Genomic DNA, 19,844 nt, shown 5'->3' with positions numbered 1-19,844 from the left:
TTTCGGGCAGTTTTCTATTTTTCAGTCGCTTTTCTACGGTTTTTGTCTTCGAATTAACGACGAAGTCCAAGAGATTGGATAAGCTCACGGTAACGGTTTACGTCTGTGCGGCGTAGGTATGCCAACAAGTTACGACGGTGACCGATTTTCTTCATCAAACCACGGTATGTCGCGTGGTCTTTTTTGTGCTCTTTGATGTGGTTGTTAAGGTGGTTGATTTCCCAAGTAAGTACTGCTACTTGAACTTCAACTGAACCTGTGTCGCCTTCATGACGAGCGTATTGTGAAATGATTTCATTTTTTTTCTCTTTTGAGATTGCCATAGTATATTCTCCTTTTTTTGCTTGATCCGAGTCCTAGGATTGGCACTCCTAAAACCAAGAAAAAGTTGGTTTTGTCGATTACCGACTTTATTATTTTATCAAATTATAGACTTAGGGTCAATTTTTTCTTTTTGAAAACAATCGACCTCCCAGTAAGCAAACTGACATACTAAGGATGAGTAAAGCATACAAGCCAAAAACACCAGTTGGGGTATTTGTTAAAGCGCTCAACACTTCTAACGCCAAAGCTGTTGATCCTCCTCCTAGATTGCATCCCAGAAGAACCAGAGTTGTCGCTGTTGCAACAAGATGAGCAGGCATCTTTTCTGAGATGGTATGAAAAGCGTAAGTCACAGCTAAAGAATAGAAGAAACCTGACATCAAGGCGCCAAGCACTAAAAATAACCAGTTATCAGCTTGCCATAAGATGAGACAGCCTAAACCAAAAATCAAACTAACACCAACTTGGAAGAATTTCCCTAAAAAATCCATCAAAGGGGAGTACAAGCCTCCCGCTAAAATCCCCATAATCATCATAGCACTCAGTAGAATACTGGATTGGGACGCTGTGCCTAAGTCGAGACTCTCCACAACTTGAGGAATCCTAATAGTGACTGAGGAATTGACCAAGATAATGAAGCCCGCATAGCAAGCAGTCCCAACAATATAAAGTAATTGCTGGTAAGACAGACGAGAGGCTTTTGCAAGAGTTTGCTCATGTTCTTTTTCTGGAGGGGCTTCTGGTACAAACGCTAGATACATGACTAAAATCAACAAACCAAAAGCATAAATCGCAAACGAAACAGACCAGGAGATAGCCAGGAATTGTCCTGCCAAAAAGGTCAGTACCGCTGATCCCAGAACTTCCATAGAGCCTCTGAGACCAAGCATTCGACTACGATCTTTTCCTGTAAAGCGTTCACTAATAATATTAATAGCACGCGCATTAAGCATACCAATCCCGCTTCCCAAAAGGATTCGTGAGACAAGTAACATAGGATAACTTTGAAAAACAACCGGTAAACTACCTCCGACAGATAACAACAAAAGACCAATAACAATAATGGCCCTTTCTTTCAACAATCGGTTGATGAATGGACTTAAGAGCAAAATCCCCATGATAGCAAAAGAAGACAGAGGAATAAGCCCCTCAATTTGCGAAGCTGTGTAACCATTTTTTTCAAAATGAGTAATCATCTGAGGTAGGGCTGGTGATATAGCAAAGGTTGATACCAGCATTAGAGATAATGAGAGCAGACTAGCTCTTTCAAGGGTAGACTTCATAAGGAACCTTTCTTGCACAATTAAACTATGCTCAGTATAATGAATCTTAAGTGTTATAAATAGGACCTATGTCCTAAAAGGAGGATGAAAACGATTTTTTATGGACAAATCAATCGAGGACCACTTAACTAACGAGGCCATACACCATTTTTTCCCAGAAAAATATCATCGGCATTTACAGCGTATTACGTATCAAAAAGGGGAAGTCATTTGTTATCAAGGAGACCTTTTGAATCACATCTCTTATTTTCTATCTGGCAAAGCTAAAGTCATTCGACAATCTGCCAACGGCAAAGAGCATATTCTAGAAACCATTCAAACGCCTACTATCATCGGTGACATTGAACTCCTAGCTCAGAAAACTGCTGTCTCTTCCGTTATCGCCTTAGAAGATTGCCAGCTTATTCAACTACCTCTTTTTGATAAGGAAGAGTTATTATCAGATCCTCTTTTTCTATATCAAGTTGGTCGAGAAATTGCGCTAAAATGCTATCAACAGAATGTCAGCTCATCCACTAATATCACCTATTCTGTTAAAGAGCGTTTAGCCAGCCATATTTTAAATATAGCCAATACAGAAGAATTCACACTTGAACTATCCCTTTTAGCTGATGCTTTGGGAACTAGCTACCGTCATTTAAACCGTGTGGTGAAACAAATGCTTGATGAAAACATTATCCAAAAAACACGCTTCAAACACTACAAAATCACTAATAAAAAAGCACTTCAAGCCTTGGCAATCCAAGATTGAAGTACTTTTGCAATTCTTACTAGTCTTGTTTTAGGTGAGCTAAAGGTAAGACAAGATTGAGAATGACACCAACAATGGCACTTAGTGCTGTTCCTGAGAGCGTCAAAGCTCCCAACTCAAGCACGGCACCACCTAAACCGAGAACAAGCATCGCACTAGCGATGATTAGATTACGTACTTGAGAAAAATCAACACGACTTTCAATCAATACTTTCAAACCATTGCTTGCAATAACACCATAAAGTAGAATGGACATGCCTCCTAATACAGCATTTGGAATTGTTGAAATCAAGGCCGTAAATTTTCCAAAGAAGGAGAAGGCAATAGCAATCAAGGCTGCATTACGAATTACTGATACAGAGGCAATTCTTGTCATTCCGATAACGCCCGTGTTTTCTCCATAAGTCGTATTAGCAGGACCACCAATCAAAGCAGATACTGCTGTTGCCACACCATCTCCAATTAAGGTATACTTTAGCCCTGGATTTTTTAAATATTGACGACCAGTAATTTGACCGAGAACAGTATGATCGCCGATATGCTCAGCAATCGTTACAACTGCGATCGGTAAGATAGCAAGCATTTCTGGGCCAAAATAGAGCTTATAGGTTTGAAAATGACCTATTTTAAAAGGAAGGTAAAATTGAGGGATTTCAAACCAAGCTGCTTCCTTAATAGGTGTAAAGTCAACCAAACCAAGGAAAGCAGATAGCACATAACCACCAATAATCGCTACTAAAAATGGAATAATTTTGATAAAACCACGACCACTTGTATTGATAATAGCAGCAATCAAGAAGGTTACTGTAGCTACCAAGATATGGCGCCAATCAGAATCTGCAACAAAACCGGCATTGGTCACCGCAGAACCTGCCAAGCCCAAACCAATTACAATAATCATTGGTCCAATAACAACAGGGGGTAGTAATTTGTCTATCCAAGATGTTCCCACTAAGCCGACAAGACCTGCAATCAGAACATAGATAAGCCCGACAAATAAAATCCCCGTTTGAGCCGCCGAAACATCACCACCCATGGCTTTTATTGCAGTTGCCATCGCCGTAATATAGGCAAAAGAAGAACCTAGATAAACGGGCACTTTAAAATGAGTGGCAACTTGATAAATCAAGGTTCCAATACCTGAAGCAAACAAGGCAACTGAAACTGGCATACCCAAGATCAAGGGAACTAAAATAGTCGCTCCGAACATGGCAAAAACGTGTTGGAAGCTAAGCAAAATGCCTCTCCCAAAGGCCGGCTTTTCATGAACATCTAAAAGCAAATCGACTTTATTCAAATCAACATCAATGACTGAATGTTCATCTGTAGTAATCGTGTTTTGTGACATATCTCCTCTTTCTCTGGGCATAAGAAAAGTCATATTCACATGGAATACAACCCCTTTTGTCTACACAAAAGGACCCAGCTATGTAATATAGTCATAGGCCCTCAATTGTTTAATCCTCAAAAGCTGATAGAACACATCTTTTTTTGAGTATTTTCCTTGATGTCTTTCTCACCTCACGGGATGAGTTTAAAAACCTACGCTTTAAGTATTTTAACACAAGGTTATTCAAAAAGCTAGTTATTTTTTCTATTACTCTTTACAATTTTGTAGCGTTACAATAGATGTGAGACCTAGAAGACAAACAAGAAGAAACCTTGTAAGATAAGAGTACCATACACCTGGATTGAAGCATGGTGGTTATCCCTGCGACAAAGATGGAGGCTGATACCATGATTGATGTATCTTCGACACGAAGTTTGAGCGCACCAGCAACGACAAGTGGTAGTGCTATAAGGCTGCAAGAATGTGTTGTAAAGCCAATACAATCGATACTCCTACTGGCGGCTTATCCTCAATCTTATACAAGATTTATTCGGATGTTTCCTCTAAAACTGACTTTTTCTCTAAAGACATCTGCTATTTCCCCTAAAAATAAAAATATATCTCATTTTAACATTGTTTTTTCTTTTTCAATAATTAAATCGAACTATTTTGTAATATTTTTAAACCCGTGGTGCTAGTTGATTTCAAAATATCTCAAATGATAAGCCAGTATGATTTGTTCGATTCTCAATTGTAGTCCCCTAATGCTTCTCGTCAACGTGTGCTCAATATCAAATAGCGCACAAAGTTCAGAAAAGCGAGTTTCGATCGTTCTTCTCATGACAAGTAACTGCCAATGATTATGTTGTTCTGCACCGACCATGTTTTGACGTAATGGTGTCCATAAGTGATAGCCTTTCTGTTCTAACCTATCTTTTAGCTCTTGACTGAGGTAGCCTAAATCGGCAAGAACTACAGATTGCCTACAGCCTTCTAGGAGTTCATCAACGACTTTAATGTCGTGAACAGAGGCTGGTGTCACAACATAGTTGAGAATAAACCCCGACAAAGTGACCAACATATGAACTTTAAAACCATAGAACCAAAGGTTTTTAGCGGCATTATACCCAATATCAGCGACATCATTGAAAATCTTGGCGCTATGATTGCGAATAGGCTGGCAAAGCGGCAATGGAAAACTGTCCATAATCACAATAGTATCTGGCGAGATTGCCTTACTCAAAGCTTGCCGAATGAGCTGAACCAACCAAATCAATTGTTTTGTTCGTCTATTAAAGCGGCTTCTTTCTAGTAAGTTATGACCAAAGAAAAGGTGACAAATCCTGTAAAAACGGCGTTGAGAGGTAATGCCTAACTCAGCTTGAAGTAGCAATAAAACAAGCAGTGACTTATCTGAAACTTTGGCTAAACCGATATTGCGACGATGCTTCAACGAATCGGGACAGTAATGGCGATAAAATTGAGAACTAATTTGGGATAATTGTTTGATATTCCATTGTAAATGATGGGATTTAGCGGTATACTGTAAGTGGCTCATTAGGACTACCTCCTGTTTGTTTTATCACTTACAGTATAGTCCTTTTGGGCTTTTTATTGTTGTTGAAAATCAACTAGCACCACGGGTATTTTTAATTTTTATTCGTTTTTTCTTTTTTGTCAACCTGAAAATCTTGCATGATCAAAACTTTAACTGACTTTCATTTTATGATATAGTTAAAAGTACGAAAACTATCAATAAAACTAGCAAAGGAAATCATATGTCACCTATTGAAAAAATTACCAAAGCCGCGCATTTGATTGATATGAATGATATCATCCGCGAAGGGCACCCTACACTGCGTTTGAAAGCTGAGGAAACCAGTTTGCCACTTAGTGATCAAGATATCATCCTTGGAGAAAAAATGATGCAATTTTTAAAAAACTCCCAAGATCCAGTTATGGCTGAAAAACTCGGTCTTCGTGGCGGAGTTGGATTGGCAGCTCCTCAGCTAAATATTTCTAAACGTATTATCGCTGTGCTTGTTCCAAACCCTGAAGATGAGGAGGGAAATCCTCCTGAAGAAGCCTATAGCCTTCAAGAAATCATGTACAATCCAAAAATTGTCTCTCATTCTGTACAGCAAGCTGCTCTAGCAGATGGTGAAGGATGTCTGTCAGTTGATCGTGTGGTTGAAGGATATGTTCCTCGTCATTCTCGAATTACCGTCGAATACTTCGACAAGGATGGTCATAAACAAAAACTAAAACTAAAAGGATACAATGCCATTGTCGTTCAACATGAAATAGATCACCTTAATGGCGTCCTTTTCTATGATCGTATCAATATTGCAGAGCCCTTTAAGATTGAAGAAGGGGTTATTATCTTAGACTAGTAAATATACTAAAATAAAGTAGTGGGATGTCTTTGACACGCGAGAATACCCACTACTTTTTGTTATATTAATATTGATGATTGAAAATAACTTCGCTGTAAATAAAGGTAATAAAAAGGCTAGAACCTTATGTCCTAGCCTACTGTTTTACTCTTTTACGCCACAATAGCTTTAGCTACTTCTTCTGTTGTCATGCGTGAGAAATATTGTGTGGTATCGATTGTTTGGAGTTTTTCAAGAACATCTTTGTACTCATAGCGAGTGCCGACTAAGAGTTCTTCAATATCTTTAGCTGGTTTGACCCCAAAGAAGTCTCCATAGATGGTCAATCCTTTGATGATTGAGTTTTCAACGTTGGCATAGGTTGTGATTTTACCTGCTGGATAACGAACGGCACGTGAAACTGTGTACTCTGGTGATGAGCCAAAGTTCCATTCCCAAGTGTTAAATTGTTCATCGTATGATTTTTGGATGGCTGCCAAGTCCTCCTCTGAGAAGACATACTCTGTCATGTCAGGATATTCTTCTTTCATTTGATTCAAGAGGGCATCTTGGAATTCCAAGACTGTCATTTTTTCTGGCAATTCGTTATTGATATTGGTTACACGGGCACGAACTGACTTGACACCTTTAGACTCGATTTTATCTTTACTTACCTTTAGAGCATCTCCCAAGACCGTCATATCCACATCAAAGAGAAGGCAACCATGGTGCATCATGCGACCCTTGTGGTAGGCTTGAGCATTTCCGGCGATTTTCTTGCCATCAATTTCTAGGTCATTACGACCTGAAAACTCAGCCTTAACACCCAGTTTTGCCAAGGTATCGATAACTGGTTTTGAGAATGTTTCAAAGTCAAATGACCCTTCTCCAGCCTTGTTAGAAATGATGGTATAGTTGAGGTTGTTCAGATCATGGTAAACCGCACCGCCACCTGAGAGACGACGAGCAATATGGATACCATGCGCGTCTGTGTATTCTTTATTGATTTCTTCGATGGCATTTTGATGACGACCGATGATAATAGCTGGCTCATTAATCCATAAAATGAATAGTTCATCCTCATCAACTAGTTCACGGAAAGCATAGGCTTCAAGGGCAATATTGTAATGTGGATTATTACTGGTATTGACAATATATTTCATCGAAAAACTCCTTTATTTTGGCTAGTTTGCGTGTGCAAAAATATACTCTTTAAGTATAATGCAAACGCTAGCAAAAAACAAGATATTACAAATCTTTACCCTAAAATCTATTAAATAACAGTTCTTCTAAATTAAGGAAACGCATTGTAGTGTTCAACTTCAAGTGCTCCAAAAATGTATTGAAACAACCTAGATTATTGATAACTTCATACTCAATAAACTTCTGACGACGACAACAAGAGTAGCAGCCGGTATGTACTGCCACTCTTTTTTAGTTTGATCATTGACTATCTAGTCATACCTGTTCACAATAATCAATTCTTTTCAGAAGATACTAGGCAGCGAAAGCGAAGATTGAACAAAAGTTCATCAAGCTGAGCTTTACACTCATAATGATGAGGTTTAACAACAAGGCATAATAACATAGATACTTACGACGAAAAATGACCTCGTTCGACATTAATGAGGTCATTTTTCTAGTTTAAGGTTTAGATGAGGCACCATAGTGCTCACCTTTTGTTATCAACTGCTTTAGCAGTTAGATTAAAATAAGCTTATGACGAAGACACCTTCCGTTCAATTTTAACGGAAGGTGTTTTCTAGTATAAGAGTTAGCTAAGCTGCCATAGCGTTTAGCATCTTGTTTCAAGGACTTTAGTCCTTAGAAACAACTACTCTTATTTACGTTTTGGTGGGTTATGGATTGCCTCACCCAATACGTCAGCAAAGGCTTCGTACATCACTTCTGAGAAGGTTGGGTGCCCGTGGATTGAAAGAAGAAGTTCATCTACTGTCAATTCATTTTCCATGATTGTAGCTGCTTCATTAATCATTTCAGCAGCTGCTGGACCAATAATGTGTACACCAAGAATTTCATGGTATTTAGCATCTGCGATAACTTTAACAAAACCTTGATCTTCGTTTGAAGCAATGGCACGTCCGTTACCTGTGAAGCTGTTTTTACCGATAAGGATGTCACCGTATTTAGCACGAGCATCTTCTTCAGTCATACCAACCATGGCAACTTCTGGGTGTGTGTAAACAGCAGCCGGTGTGAATTCAAGGTTTGCTTTACGAACTTTACCATGCATAGCATTTTCAGCAGCTACTTCACCCATACGGTAAGCAGCATGCGCAAGCATTTTAGTACCGTTCACATCACCTGGTGCGTAGATACCAGCAATTGATGTTTCTTGATACTCATCAACTTTGATACGGTTACGTTCCATTTCAAGGTTAAGGTTTTCAAGTCCATTCATTTGTGGCACACGACCGATTGAAAGGAGTGCTTTTTCAGCAACCACTTCTGAACCATCGTTAAGTTTCAATGTCAATTGGTTGTTTGCTTCAACAATTTCAGAAACTCCAACAGATGTCTTGATGTTCATACCTTTTTTAGCAAGGATTTTTTGAAGTTCAAGAGATACTTCTTTATCCATAGCAGGGATGATACGATCAGCCATTTCGATAACAGTTACTTCAACACCGTATGAAGCCCATACAAGTCCAAGCTCGATACCGACAACACCACCACCCATAACAGCAAGTGATTTTGGCATTTCACGAAGATCAAGAATATCGTCAGAAGTCAAAACAAGTTTAGAGTCAATTCCTGGGATATTGATGCGTGATACTTTTGAACCAGTTGCAAGGATAATGTTACGCCCTTTAATTGTTTCTGATCCAATAGTAACCGTTTTATCTGGGTTAACTTGTCCAAGTCCGTTGAACATGGTTACTTTGTTAGCTTTAAGAAGGCCAGCAACACCACCTGTCAATTTCTTAACAACAGAGTTTTTGAAATCAACAGTTTTATCCATGTCGATAGTATAGTTTGTTGAAGCAAGGTTGATACCACGACCAGCTGCATGCTTAATACCATCAAGGATTTCAGCGTTTTTGAGGTAAGTCTTAGTTGGGATACATCCCACGTTCAAACAAGTACCACCGAATTCTGATTTTTCAACAATGGCAATTTTTCCACCAAGTTGAGCACCGCGAATAGCAGCGTAGTAACCAGCAGGGCCACCACCAACAACGATGATGTCGTACTCATTATCTGCAAGTGGCGCTTTTTCAGCAGCAGATGCAACTTCTTGAGCTGGTGCTTTTGGCACTTCAAGACCTGCAGATTCAAGATCTTCAGTTGTGCGTTTCACATCAACATCAGAGCCTGCAGGTGAACCAACTTCCACTTCTTCACCAGCTTCACCGATGTAACCGATTGTTTCGGTTACTGGTACTGTTTCACCAGCTTGACGAGTGATTTTCAAAAGAACACCTGAGTCTTCTGCTTCGATTTCCATGTTTGTTTTATCAGACATGATTTCAAGAAGAACATCACCTTCAGCGACAGTATCACCTTCAGCTTTTTTCCACTCGATGATTTCACCCTCGGCCATGTCAACACCGAGTTTTGGCATAATAATTTCAACAGCCATTATTGATTTCCTTTCGTAAGATACATTGGGTATTTGAAAGAAGTATTTTTAGAATACTACTGAGATAGCTTTATCCCACAGATTATCTTAGATAATTCTTCTTCCGACCCATCTTAAGTTTTGTTTATATTAAGTGATATAACTAAATTAAATCAATCTCATCAGATAAGCAATTCAAATGGGTTTTCCATCAACTTCTTGAGGTCAACCATGAATTTCGCCCCATTCATACCATCAACCAAACGGTGGTCAATTGTCAAGCACATTGCCATGATTGGACGTGCGACAATTTCACCATCCACAACTGTTGGCGTTGGAATTGTTGCACCGACACCAAGGATAGCTGAGTTAGGTTGATTAATAATTGGGTTAAAGGTCTTAGTACCAAACATACCCAAGTTTGTGATTGAGAAAGTTGAACCAGACATTTCAGCAGCTTTTAATTTACCGCTTTGAGCTTTCTTGATAACGTCTTTTGAAGCAAGAACGAAATCTGACAAGCTCATTTTATCAGCGCCATGAACAACTGGTACGACAAGGCCATCGTCAAGACCTACGGCAATACCAAGGTTAACGAAGCGATGAAGCTCAATGTCATTGGCGTCATTGATAAGGGAAGCATTCATATATTCATGTTCCGGTTTCATCAATGTTTTAACAACTGCCATACCAATCAAATCAGTAAAGCTGACCTTAAGTCCTGTTTTAGCCATGATTGGGTCGATGAGTTTTTTACGAAGAGCTATCATTTCAGTCATGTCAATATCATAGTTAAGCGTGAAGGTAGGCGCTGTAAGGTAAGAGTTTGTCATACCTTTAGAAATAGCCTTACGCATTGCTGACATTGGTTTGTGTTCAACACCCTCAGGAAGTTCAACCACTTTTTCTTCTTTAGCAGGAGCTGATTCTACAGCTGAAGCTGGTTTAGATGCTTCAAGGGCAGCAAGAATATCTGATTTTTTAATTTTACCAGCGAATCCTGATCCTGCAAGTGTAGCAAGATCAAGACCTTCAGCTTCAGCCATCTTACGAGCAAGTGGTGTCGCTTTTGGTTGAGCACCTTTGAAGTTCTCAACATCTGCAGCATGAACACGTCCTCTAGGACCAGATCCAGGAACAAGACCTAAATCAACACCTTGCTCACGAGCCGCTTTACGAGCGGCTGGAGTAGCACGGACTTTTCCGCCTTTTCCTTGAGGAGCGGCAGCTACTGCTGGAGTTGCTGTGTGAGCAGGAGCTGCAGCGGGTGCTGGGCTCGCTTCTTCTGTAGGTGCAGGTGTTGATCCTGCAGCCTCTGTAATTTCTTCGCCAGCTTCACCGATGTAACCAATCGTTTCAGTTACCGGTACAGTTTCACCAGCTTGGCGAGTGATTTTCAAGAGAACACCTGAATCTTCTGCTTCGATTTCCATGTTCGTCTTGTCTGACATAATCTCAAGGAGAACATCACCTTCAGCGACAGTGTCACCTTCGGCTTTTTTCCATTCGATGATTTCACCTTCAGCCATGTCAACACCGAGTTTCGGCATAATAATTTCGACAGCCATAGTATTCCTTTCTTAGAATAATTGGGGCTCAACCCCTTATGTCGTAAAAATAGATAAGAGGGGGAGTTGTCCTCATTTCCCTTCTTATCTTGACATTTTATTGTGATTAGTTACCGTTATTAGCCATCTTACGGATAGCTTCTTTGATTTTCTCTACATCTGGCAAGATTGCTTGTTCAAGAACACGTGCATATGGTACAGGCACATCTTCAGAAGCCAAACGAACGATTGGATGGTCAAGATAGTCAAAGGCTTCGCTTTCCGTAACTTTTGTAGCGATTTCTCCGATAAACCCACCAGTCTTGTAAGCATCGTTGACAAGCATCAATTTACCTGTTTTCTTAACAGAATCAACGATCATATCCAAATCAAGAGGAATCAAGGTACGTGGGTCAACCACTTCAACATCAATGCCTTCTCCCGCAACTTCTTCTGCTGCTTGAAGAACACGCTCTAACATACGTCCGTAAGAAACGATGGTAAGATCTTTACCTTCACGCTTGATGTCTCCTTTTCCAAGTGGAATATAGAAATCTGGATCTTGGTTAACTTCTTCTTTTTTACCATAAAGAGCTTTTGGTTCCATGAAGATAACGATGTTGTTATCTCGGATCGATGACTTCAAAAGACCTTTAGCTTCATTAGCTGTACCAGGTGCAACGACTTTAATTCCCGGAATGTGGGTCAACCAAGCTTCAAGTGATTGTGAGTGTTGCGCTGCAGAACCGATACCTGAACCTGATGCCACACGGAAAGTAACAGGTGTTTTAAGACCGCCACCAAACATGTAGTTATTTTTAGCACCATTATTAACAATGGCATCCATCATGATTGTGATAAAGTCCATAAAGGTAACATCAACGATTGGACGAAGACCTGTGATAGCTGCACCAATAGCTGCACCTGAAATAGCTGCTTCTGAGATTGGTGTATCTTTAACGCGTTTAGCACCAAATTCTTCAAGCATACCTACTGACGTACCAAAGTCACCACCATAAACACCAACATCTTCACCGATAAGGAAGATGTTTTCGTCTTTACGCATTTCCTCAGACATAGCAAGGTTTACGGCTTCACGTAATGCCATTAATTTTGTTTCTGTCATTCTTTCTTTTCCTCTACCTTTCTACTCTTAGTCTACCCATACATCTTCGAAGGCTACTGAAAGCTCTGGGAATGGACTGTTTTCCGCAAACTCATAAGCTTCATCAACTTCTGCTTTTACCTGCTCTTGGATAGCATCCAATTCTTCATCAGTTGCAATCCCTTCTGATGTCAAATAAGCACGGTATTTAAGCATTGGATCTTTTTCTTTCCACTCAGCTACTTCTTCTTTCGTACGGTATTTACCAGCATCAGACGTTGAATGACCAAACCAGCGGTATGATTCAACCTCAACGATAGCAGGGCCGTTACCACCACGAACATGCTCAACAGCTTTGCCCATCGTTTCATATACAGCTAGAACATCGTTACCGTCTTCGCAATAGAAGCCTGGGATTCCGTATGCTTCTGCACGTGTATAAAGGTGGGGTGTGTTTGTTGCGTTTGAGATATCCATTGAGATACCATAGCGGTTGTTAATGATAAAGAAAATAACAGGAAGTTTCCAAGTCGCAGCCATATTAACCGACTCATGGAAAGAGCCTTCATTAGTGGCACCATCTCCTGAGAATGCAACCGCAATATTATTTGTTCCTTTGTATTGTTGTGTAAGAGCAGCCCCTGTTGCAAGCGCAAAACCACCACCTACGATACCGTTTGTTCCGTAGTTACCTTTTTCAAAGTCAGCCAAGTGCATAGAGCCACCACGCCCTTTTGAAACACCTGTTGCCTTACCAGCAAGCTCAGCCATCATCCCTTTAAGATCCATATCTTTAGCGATTGATTGACCGTGACCACGGTGATTTGAGAAGATAAGATCTTCATAACTCAAGTGCGCAACAGCACCAACGTTAGCTGCTTCTTCTCCAACTGAGAAGTGAGTCATCCCTTGAACAAAACCACGACGAACGAGCTTGTTGATACGCATATCAAATTCACGAATACGTTCCATTTTCAAAAACATATCCATGTGTTGTTCTTTAGACAAAGTAACCATACTGTCCTCCAATAATATATTAATCACTTTTCATAATAACGTAAATATTCACAATTTGCAAGGAAATGAAACGCTTCCTATCCTATAACAGATGGCTTCTTGATGAGATTGTAGTTAGTGATTTCACAAACTAATATTTTCCCCTTGTTTCTTAAAAGATTTTGCTAGGAAATCTAGAATAGATTGAATTGTCTGATTTTTTAAACTTTGTAAAAGTATAAAAAATCCCCCGAAAACATTCGATAATGTTTAACGAGAGATTTATCCTTATTATTGGTTTAATTTGTAGCTTAGGCAAGTTCTTTCAACAAAGCATCTACTTGATTTGTCAAAGCATCCTTAACATCTTGCGTTGGGACAAACTGACCATCAGCCCATGCTGAGTCATTAACGTTTGATGTTGTAAATTGATCAAGAAGATTTGTACGGATAAATGGAAGAAGTGCTCGATATTGGTCAGCAGCTTGCTCATGTCCACCATTAGCAACAAGTGAGACAGTTGTCACTTTATCATGGATAGCTGATTCTGCTGCTGGATTGCTTGGATCAAGTGAACGTGATAACCAGTCCAGAAGATTTTTCACCGTACCAGGCATAGCGAAGTTGTAGACAGGTGAAAAGATCCAAATCGCATCTGCTGCTTGAACAGCTTCACGCGCTTTAGCAACTGATGCCGGCACTACTGCTTCCAAATCTTGTGAAAACAGAGGAACATCAAAATAGTCAAGATAAGTCACGTTTGCTTTGCCTTCAAGTGCTTTCTCAGCTAATTCTGCCATTTGGTGATTGAATGATCCTTGACGTAGTGAGCCGACAACGAATAAAATTTTTTTCATTTATTTTTCCCCTTTGAAAAGTGATTTGAATTTAGTAATGATAGTCATAACGACTCCTTCTAATTAGTAGCAAATTATTACTATGTCGTTATAATATCAGAACCTCATTTTCTTGTAAAGAAAAAAGGACTATGTATTACAAATTTTTAAATTTCTTCAAAAGGTCTATCAACTGTAGCTGCTCGTCCTCCGTAAAAACAGAGAATGATTCTTCCACCCGTGCGATGTGTTCCGGTAAAACTTGCTCAATTAACTGGCGACCGTCATCTGTTAAACCAATAACGTAAGCACGTTTGTCTCTATCGTCACGACGGCGGTATATCCAACCATTACGCGCCATATTTTTCAAAACAACAGTCATATTTCCCGATGTGGCTAGGATTGAGTCAATCAGTTTACCGATATTCATCTCGCCTTTAGTATATAAGACATCTAAAACACTGAACTGCGTTGGAGTAATCTGATGCTTATTAAATACACTTGCCCCCAAGGCATCCAAAGTTCTCTCCGCCTTTCGAAACACAACCATAGCTTTTAGAGCAGTGTTACTGTCCAGTCTACTCATCCTAATCTCCTTTAAGAGTTTCTTATACTAATTTAGTGCCATCATATCATCAGAAGACCTATTTGGTCAAGAAAAAACAGGACTTGAAAGGCTTCAAGCTCCTGTTTTCATAAATTTTGAAATAAAAGTTACCGTTGAATACCTCTCAGGCAAAAAAATCATCAAAAAGACTCAACTGATTATCTTCTGGTAGATTGCCAAGAATCCCCATATCGGACATTTTTTCAACTAAAGTAGATGACAAGCCACCACGTTTGCGCAACTCTGTCTTTGAAAGGAATTCTCCATCCTGACGAGCACGAACTACTTGCTTAGCAACGTTCTCTCCCAGACCCTCGAGAGCTACAAATGGTGGTATCAAGGTATCACCATCAATAATAAACTCAAGCGCGTCACTGCGATAAATGTCTAATTTCCCAAATTTGTAACCACGCTCTAGCATTTCATTGACTAACTCAAGTGTTGTAAAAAGGTCATTTTCTACATTCGTTGCTTCATTACGCTGCCTCTTCTCTGTAATATCTTTCATACGGGCTTTGACAGCTGTTAAACCACCACTCATGGTTCTGAGCTCAAAGGCTTTCGCCCGAATGGAGAAATAAGCACAGTAGTAGTATAGAGGATGATGAACTTTAAAATAGGCTACACGAAGAGCCATCAACACATAAGCAGCCGCATGGGCTTTAGGGAACATATACTTGATTTTTCCACAAGACTCGATATACCAGTCTGGCACATTATTCTCACGCATGGCTTGAATATAGCCATTGCGCTCATCTTCAGGAATTTTCAACCAAAGTCCCTTACGTACACGCTCCATAATGGTAAAGGCCATCTTAGGCTCAAGACCACGGTGCATGAGATAAACCATGATATCATCCCGACAACCGATAACGGTCGATAGGTCAGCGATTCCTTGCTTAATCAAGTCCTGCGCATTTCCGAGCCATACGTCTGTTCCATGGGACAATCCTGACAGCTGGAGCAATTCCGCAAAGGTTGTTGGGCGTGTTTCATTGACCATGCCTCGAACGAAGTTAGTTCCAAACTCTGGAATCCCAAGCATCCCCGTAGGGGTACCAATCTGCTCCTCAGTCACTCCAAGGATTTCAGTCCCTGAAAAGAGAGCCATTACTCCAGGATCATCGGGTAGGATTTGCGAAGGATCAATACCTGATAAGTCTTGTAACTTACGAATCATGGTCGGGTCATCATGCCCAAGGATATCGAGTTTTAAGATATTTTCATCGATATCGTGGAAGTTAAAGTGGGTGGTTTGCCATTCTGCAGACGTATCATCTGCTGGATACTGGACCGGTGTAAAATCATAGACGTCCATATAGTTTGGAATAACAACGATACCACCCGGGTGCTGACCAGTTGTCCGTTTCACCCCCGCTGCTCCTTTGGCAAGGCGATCCACTTCGGCATCACGGTAAAACTTCCCATAATCACGCTCATAACCTTTAACGAAACCGTAGGCTGTCTTATCAGCAACAGTACCAACGGTTCCTGCACGAAAGGCGTACTCTTCACCAAAGATATCACGAACGTCCAAGTGGGCAGACGGTTGGTCATCACCTGAGAAGTTCAAGTCAATATCGGGAACCTTGTCTCCGTCAAAACCAAGGAAGGTTTCAAAGGGAATATCTTGACCATCTTTTTTGTATAACGTGCCACATTCAGGACAATCTTTATTTGGCAAATCATAACCCGAACCATAGGAACCATCTGTAATAAATTCACTGTATTGGCAGTTTGGGCAGACATAATGCGGTGGCATGGGATTAACCTCGGTAATCCCAATCATGGTCGCAACAAAGGAAGAACCAACGGAACCACGAGAACCTACCAAGTACCCTCGTTCGTTAGAGCGATTAACCAGCATCTGCGAAGCCAAATAAATCACGGCAAAGCCATTACCCAAGATGGAAGACAGCTCTTTTTCGATACGCAGGTCAATAATATCTGGCAGTGGATTACCATAAATCTCAAAAGCCTTCTCATAAGTCAACTCAGCAACAGTCTCCTCAGCCTTATCAATATATGGTGTATAAAGATCTCCCTTAACGACTTCGATGTTGTCAAAGCGCTCGGCAAAAGCTTGCGTGTTAGTCACGACAACCTCATAAGCCAACTCTTTTCCAAGAAAGGCAAACTCATCCAACATCTCGTTGGTGGTTCTGAAGTGAGCTTTGGGAAGCGGCGCTGGCATGGCACCTTCACCACGTCCAATGGTACGGTTAATCATAGACCCTTGTCCTAGACTGCGGACGATGATTTCTCGATAAATCTCCTCTTCAGGTTCGATATAATGCACATTTCCGGTCGCTAGAACTGGCTTATCTAAACGACGACCGACTTCAATCAAATCTTGAATAGCTTCTTGGATTCCCGTCTCATCTTTGATTGTACCTTGTGCTAAAAGCGGGGCATAGAGAGCAGGTGGCATAATTTCAATAAAGTCATAATACTTAGCTGCTTCAACTGCTGCTTCAACTCCCTTGGTTAAGACAGCATCAAAGACTTCCCCTTCAGAGCAAGCCGATCCTAGCAACAAACCTTCGCAATGAGCATTGAGCACTGTCCTTGGTATACGAGCAACCCCTTCAAAGTATTTGACGTTAGACAGAGAAACTAGCTTGAAAATATTTTTAAGACCAGTCTGATTTTGCACATAGATAGTCGCATGTTTGACCTTAGCCTTCTTATAAGAATCTTCCGCAACTAGCTTGGTATTGAGGTCTGCCATATCGGTAATACCATGACGGTCCAAGACATCATTGATAAAGATAAAGAGTAAGCGTCCTGTTGCCTCGGCATCGTAGTTAGCCATGTGGTGATGCTCAAGCGCAACTTGGAAACGTTTGGTCAAAGGTCCCAAACCATGACGCTTGTATTCTGGGTAGAGATTACGAGCAAATTCCAAGGTATCAATGACAGGTTGGGTAATGAGTGGCAAGCCATGACGCTCATAATTGGCATTCATAAAGCCAACGTCAAAGGTGGCATTATGGGCAACGAGGACAGTATCTTGACAGAAGGTTTGAAATTCTTCCAAAACTTGTTTTAGTGGCTTAGACCCTTGTACGTGCTGATCGGTAATCCCTGTCAACTCCGTTGTAAAGGCTGATAGTGGGTGACCTGGGTCAATGAATTCATCGAATTGTTCGATGATATTACCCTTATGCATCTTGGACGCCGCAATCTGAATCAGATCATTATTAACAGCTGATAGTCCTGTCGTCTCCACATCAAAAACGACATAGGTCGCTTCTTTGAGAGGCATGGAAACTTCATTATAGGTGATCGGCACACTGTCTTCAACAATGTTGGCTTCCATCCCAAAAATAGCTTTTATCCCCAATTTACGGGCACGATGATAACCGTGCGGGAAACTCTGTACATTAGCATGGTCTGTAATGGCAACCGCAGGATGCCCCCACTCTGCCGCCTTATCGATCAGAGATTCCACGGTTGGTAGGGCGTCCATGGTTGACATATTCGTGTGAGCATGGAATTCCACCCGTTTTTGACCGTCTGGCATGAGGTCCTTGCGTGGTGTATGGGCGATCTCTTTGACCTGCTGAACATTCATGGTCAAGCTCTTAGTAAACTGGTTGTTTTCGATATTTCCTTGCACACGAAGCCAAGCACCTTTGGCAATCATGTCGTATTTTTTGAGGTCATCGTCGTCCTTAGCCCATTTTTGCATGGCAAAGCTTGATGTGTAGTCTGTCATCTTGAAGTTGATGATGTGACGACCGGTACGTGTCGTCTTCTTCTCAACATCAAAAACCATCCCCTCAAAGACGATACGATTTTCCTCTGTTTGGATATCGATCATTGGGGTGATTTCTGCTTTTTCAAATCCCGCTTGGCGTTTAGCTGCTCTTTCTTTATAGTCAAAGGCTGGAGCTGCTTTAGGTTCTTCTGGTGGAGGACCCGCCGCTCCTAAGGCTTTCTGTGCCTCCAGGTTTTCCTGCGCAGCTTGTTCTAAGAGGGCTTCACGATTACTTTCAAATGACGACTTCAAATCTTCTGTCATGGCTTGATCAGAAGCAACTTCAAAGGTCAAATCTCCAAAACCAAACATAGCCATTTGTTGCGCTAATTTAGGAATATGATTCTTTTTGAAATGCTCATTATCAGCGTATGCTGGCCCTGTGATAATGACGTTTTGACCATCATAAGCCACTTGTAGTTTTGAAAAAGTTGCCTTGAATCCAGCACTAGCACACAAGGAATGTTCAAAAGCTTCACAGTAATAGGCCTGCAAGAGTTCTTGGTCAAACTCAGGATCTTCAACCTTGATATCAAAAGATGCCTTGATGTCAGCATTTTTGAAGGTTGACACTAGACGCATCTCAAGCTCACGGTAAAGCTCGATGGGAAGAATGTGCTCAAAGGCAAAATGAAAATCCCAGCGACGACTGAGAGAATGCACCTTAACCTCGATAATATCCGCAGACGAAAAGGCCCTTGAACGACGATGTTCAAGCGGCATTTCAATCTGTTCCATGAGTTTTTCAAACAAGTCTGACATGATTTCTCCTTGATAATAACTGCTACTATTTTAACACAAAAAACCAAGCTTTTGGCAGATAAAAGAGTTTGAAACAGGAAATCATTAGATGGCTAAAATTCCGTTTTTCTCACTATAGTAGGTTTAATGTCAAACTAAAAAGAGCTATCCAATATACTATTAGTCTCATCAGCGGATAGCTAAAATACTAAGGAACGTGACAGTTTGTGTTAGAGACTAGGGAAGCATTGTTCATCTCACTAGGCTGTAAAATTTAACAACATCAGTGCGTTAGAATACCCTCAACCATTGCGTCTTTGCCTCTCCATTATAAAAATCTTATTTCAATTCCTTTACATAAGAGTATTGATAAACTATCTTAAAGTCGTTGGCGGACTGATCAATTAAGATATCGGCATTTTTGATAATGGGTTCCAAATAATGTTGATATTGCTGACGGCGAATCGCATGTGTCTTCTTGACAAACTCCGAATTACGTTGACGTACTTTAGTATCTCTATCAAGACGTCTGTTAAGCTCTGTCTGGCTATCCGTCAAAATCAAAAATAGCAGAAGTCCACTTTCGCTGAACAATCGTTTTTA

Annotated in this window: 15 protein-coding genes; 2 read left to right on the top strand and 13 right to left on the bottom strand. The window is 40.7% G+C overall.

Annotated features, from left to right (window positions below):
• Positions 1 to 53: 53 nt before the first annotated feature.
• Together rpsO and ACMZ6U_RS04520 are read right to left on the bottom strand one after the other, a co-directional pair.
• Complete coding sequence (gene rpsO / locus ACMZ6U_RS04525) at positions 54 to 323, bottom strand: 30S ribosomal protein S15 (protein WP_017770609.1); 270 nt, start codon at positions 321 to 323, stop codon at positions 54 to 56.
• 117 nt (positions 324 to 440) lie between these two features.
• Entirely contained in the window at positions 441 to 1,607 is a 1,167-nt protein-coding gene (locus ACMZ6U_RS04520) for an MFS transporter (RefSeq protein WP_416106626.1), read from the bottom strand.
• 100 nt (positions 1,608 to 1,707) lie between these two features.
• Here ACMZ6U_RS04520 and ACMZ6U_RS04515 point away from each other — a divergent pair, with 100 nt between their 5' ends.
• A complete protein-coding gene (locus tag ACMZ6U_RS04515) occupies positions 1,708 to 2,358 on the top strand; it encodes a Crp/Fnr family transcriptional regulator (protein ID WP_416106624.1) in 651 nt (216 codons plus the stop codon).
• A gap of 19 nt (positions 2,359 to 2,377) precedes the next feature.
• Here the strand turns inward: ACMZ6U_RS04515 and ACMZ6U_RS04510 are convergent, their stop codons facing one another.
• On the bottom strand, positions 2,378 to 3,706 hold the full coding sequence (locus tag ACMZ6U_RS04510) for a uracil-xanthine permease family protein (RefSeq protein WP_416106622.1): 1,329 nt from the start codon (positions 3,704 to 3,706) through the stop codon (positions 2,378 to 2,380).
• Positions 3,707 to 4,382: 676 nt separating this feature from the next.
• Positions 4,383 to 5,246 carry an IS982 family transposase gene (locus ACMZ6U_RS04505; RefSeq protein WP_416106620.1) on the bottom strand — a complete coding sequence of 288 codons (864 nt, stop codon included), beginning with the start codon at positions 5,244 to 5,246 and terminating at the stop codon, positions 4,383 to 4,385.
• A 220-nt stretch (positions 5,247 to 5,466) separates the two neighbouring features.
• Between ACMZ6U_RS04505 and def the strand changes: the two genes are divergently transcribed.
• Positions 5,467 to 6,081: a peptide deformylase gene (gene def / locus ACMZ6U_RS04500; RefSeq protein WP_416106618.1), complete on the top strand. Its 615-nt coding sequence runs from the start codon at positions 5,467 to 5,469 to the stop codon at positions 6,079 to 6,081.
• A gap of 155 nt (positions 6,082 to 6,236) precedes the next feature.
• On the opposite strand, the gene ACMZ6U_RS04495 is transcribed toward def, so the two are convergent.
• From ACMZ6U_RS04495 to ACMZ6U_RS04455, 9 genes are all read right to left on the bottom strand, one after another.
• A complete protein-coding gene (locus tag ACMZ6U_RS04495; RefSeq protein WP_416106616.1) occupies positions 6,237 to 7,226 on the bottom strand; it encodes a lipoate--protein ligase in 990 nt (329 codons plus the stop codon).
• A gap of 677 nt (positions 7,227 to 7,903) precedes the next feature.
• On the bottom strand, positions 7,904 to 9,667 hold the full coding sequence (gene lpdA, locus ACMZ6U_RS04490) for a dihydrolipoyl dehydrogenase (RefSeq protein ID WP_416106614.1): 1,764 nt from the start codon (positions 9,665 to 9,667) through the stop codon (positions 7,904 to 7,906).
• Between the two features lie 161 nt (positions 9,668 to 9,828).
• On the bottom strand, positions 9,829 to 11,214 hold the full coding sequence (locus ACMZ6U_RS04485) for a dihydrolipoamide acetyltransferase (protein ID WP_416106612.1): 1,386 nt from the start codon (positions 11,212 to 11,214) through the stop codon (positions 9,829 to 9,831).
• 106 nt (positions 11,215 to 11,320) lie between these two features.
• On the bottom strand, positions 11,321 to 12,319 hold the full coding sequence (locus ACMZ6U_RS04480) for an alpha-ketoacid dehydrogenase subunit beta (protein ID WP_416106610.1): 999 nt from the start codon (positions 12,317 to 12,319) through the stop codon (positions 11,321 to 11,323).
• 27 nt (positions 12,320 to 12,346) lie between these two features.
• The gene (locus ACMZ6U_RS04475; RefSeq protein ID WP_104968643.1) at positions 12,347 to 13,315 is read right to left on the bottom strand and encodes a thiamine pyrophosphate-dependent dehydrogenase E1 component subunit alpha; all 969 of its coding nucleotides are present in this window, start codon (positions 13,313 to 13,315) and stop codon (positions 12,347 to 12,349) included.
• A 290-nt stretch (positions 13,316 to 13,605) separates the two neighbouring features.
• Entirely contained in the window at positions 13,606 to 14,151 is a 546-nt protein-coding gene (locus ACMZ6U_RS04470; RefSeq protein WP_416106608.1) for an NADPH-dependent FMN reductase, read from the bottom strand.
• Positions 14,152 to 14,287: 136 nt separating this feature from the next.
• Positions 14,288 to 14,716 (bottom strand): MarR family winged helix-turn-helix transcriptional regulator, encoded by a 429-nt coding sequence (locus ACMZ6U_RS04465; RefSeq protein WP_416106606.1) that lies wholly within the window; start codon positions 14,714 to 14,716, stop codon positions 14,288 to 14,290.
• Positions 14,717 to 14,861: 145 nt separating this feature from the next.
• On the bottom strand, positions 14,862 to 19,262 hold the full coding sequence (locus ACMZ6U_RS04460; protein WP_416106604.1) for a PolC-type DNA polymerase III: 4,401 nt from the start codon (positions 19,260 to 19,262) through the stop codon (positions 14,862 to 14,864).
• Between the two features lie 318 nt (positions 19,263 to 19,580).
• A complete protein-coding gene (locus tag ACMZ6U_RS04455; protein ID WP_416106602.1) occupies positions 19,581 to 19,805 on the bottom strand; it encodes a hypothetical protein in 225 nt (74 codons plus the stop codon).
• Positions 19,806 to 19,844: the final 39 nt, after the last annotated feature.

Source organism: Streptococcus pluranimalium, from assembly GCF_047785745.1.
GTDB classification, from domain to species: Bacteria; Bacillota; Bacilli; order Lactobacillales; family Streptococcaceae; genus Streptococcus; species Streptococcus pluranimalium_B.
This window is presented reverse-complemented; position numbering and strand designations above follow the sequence as displayed.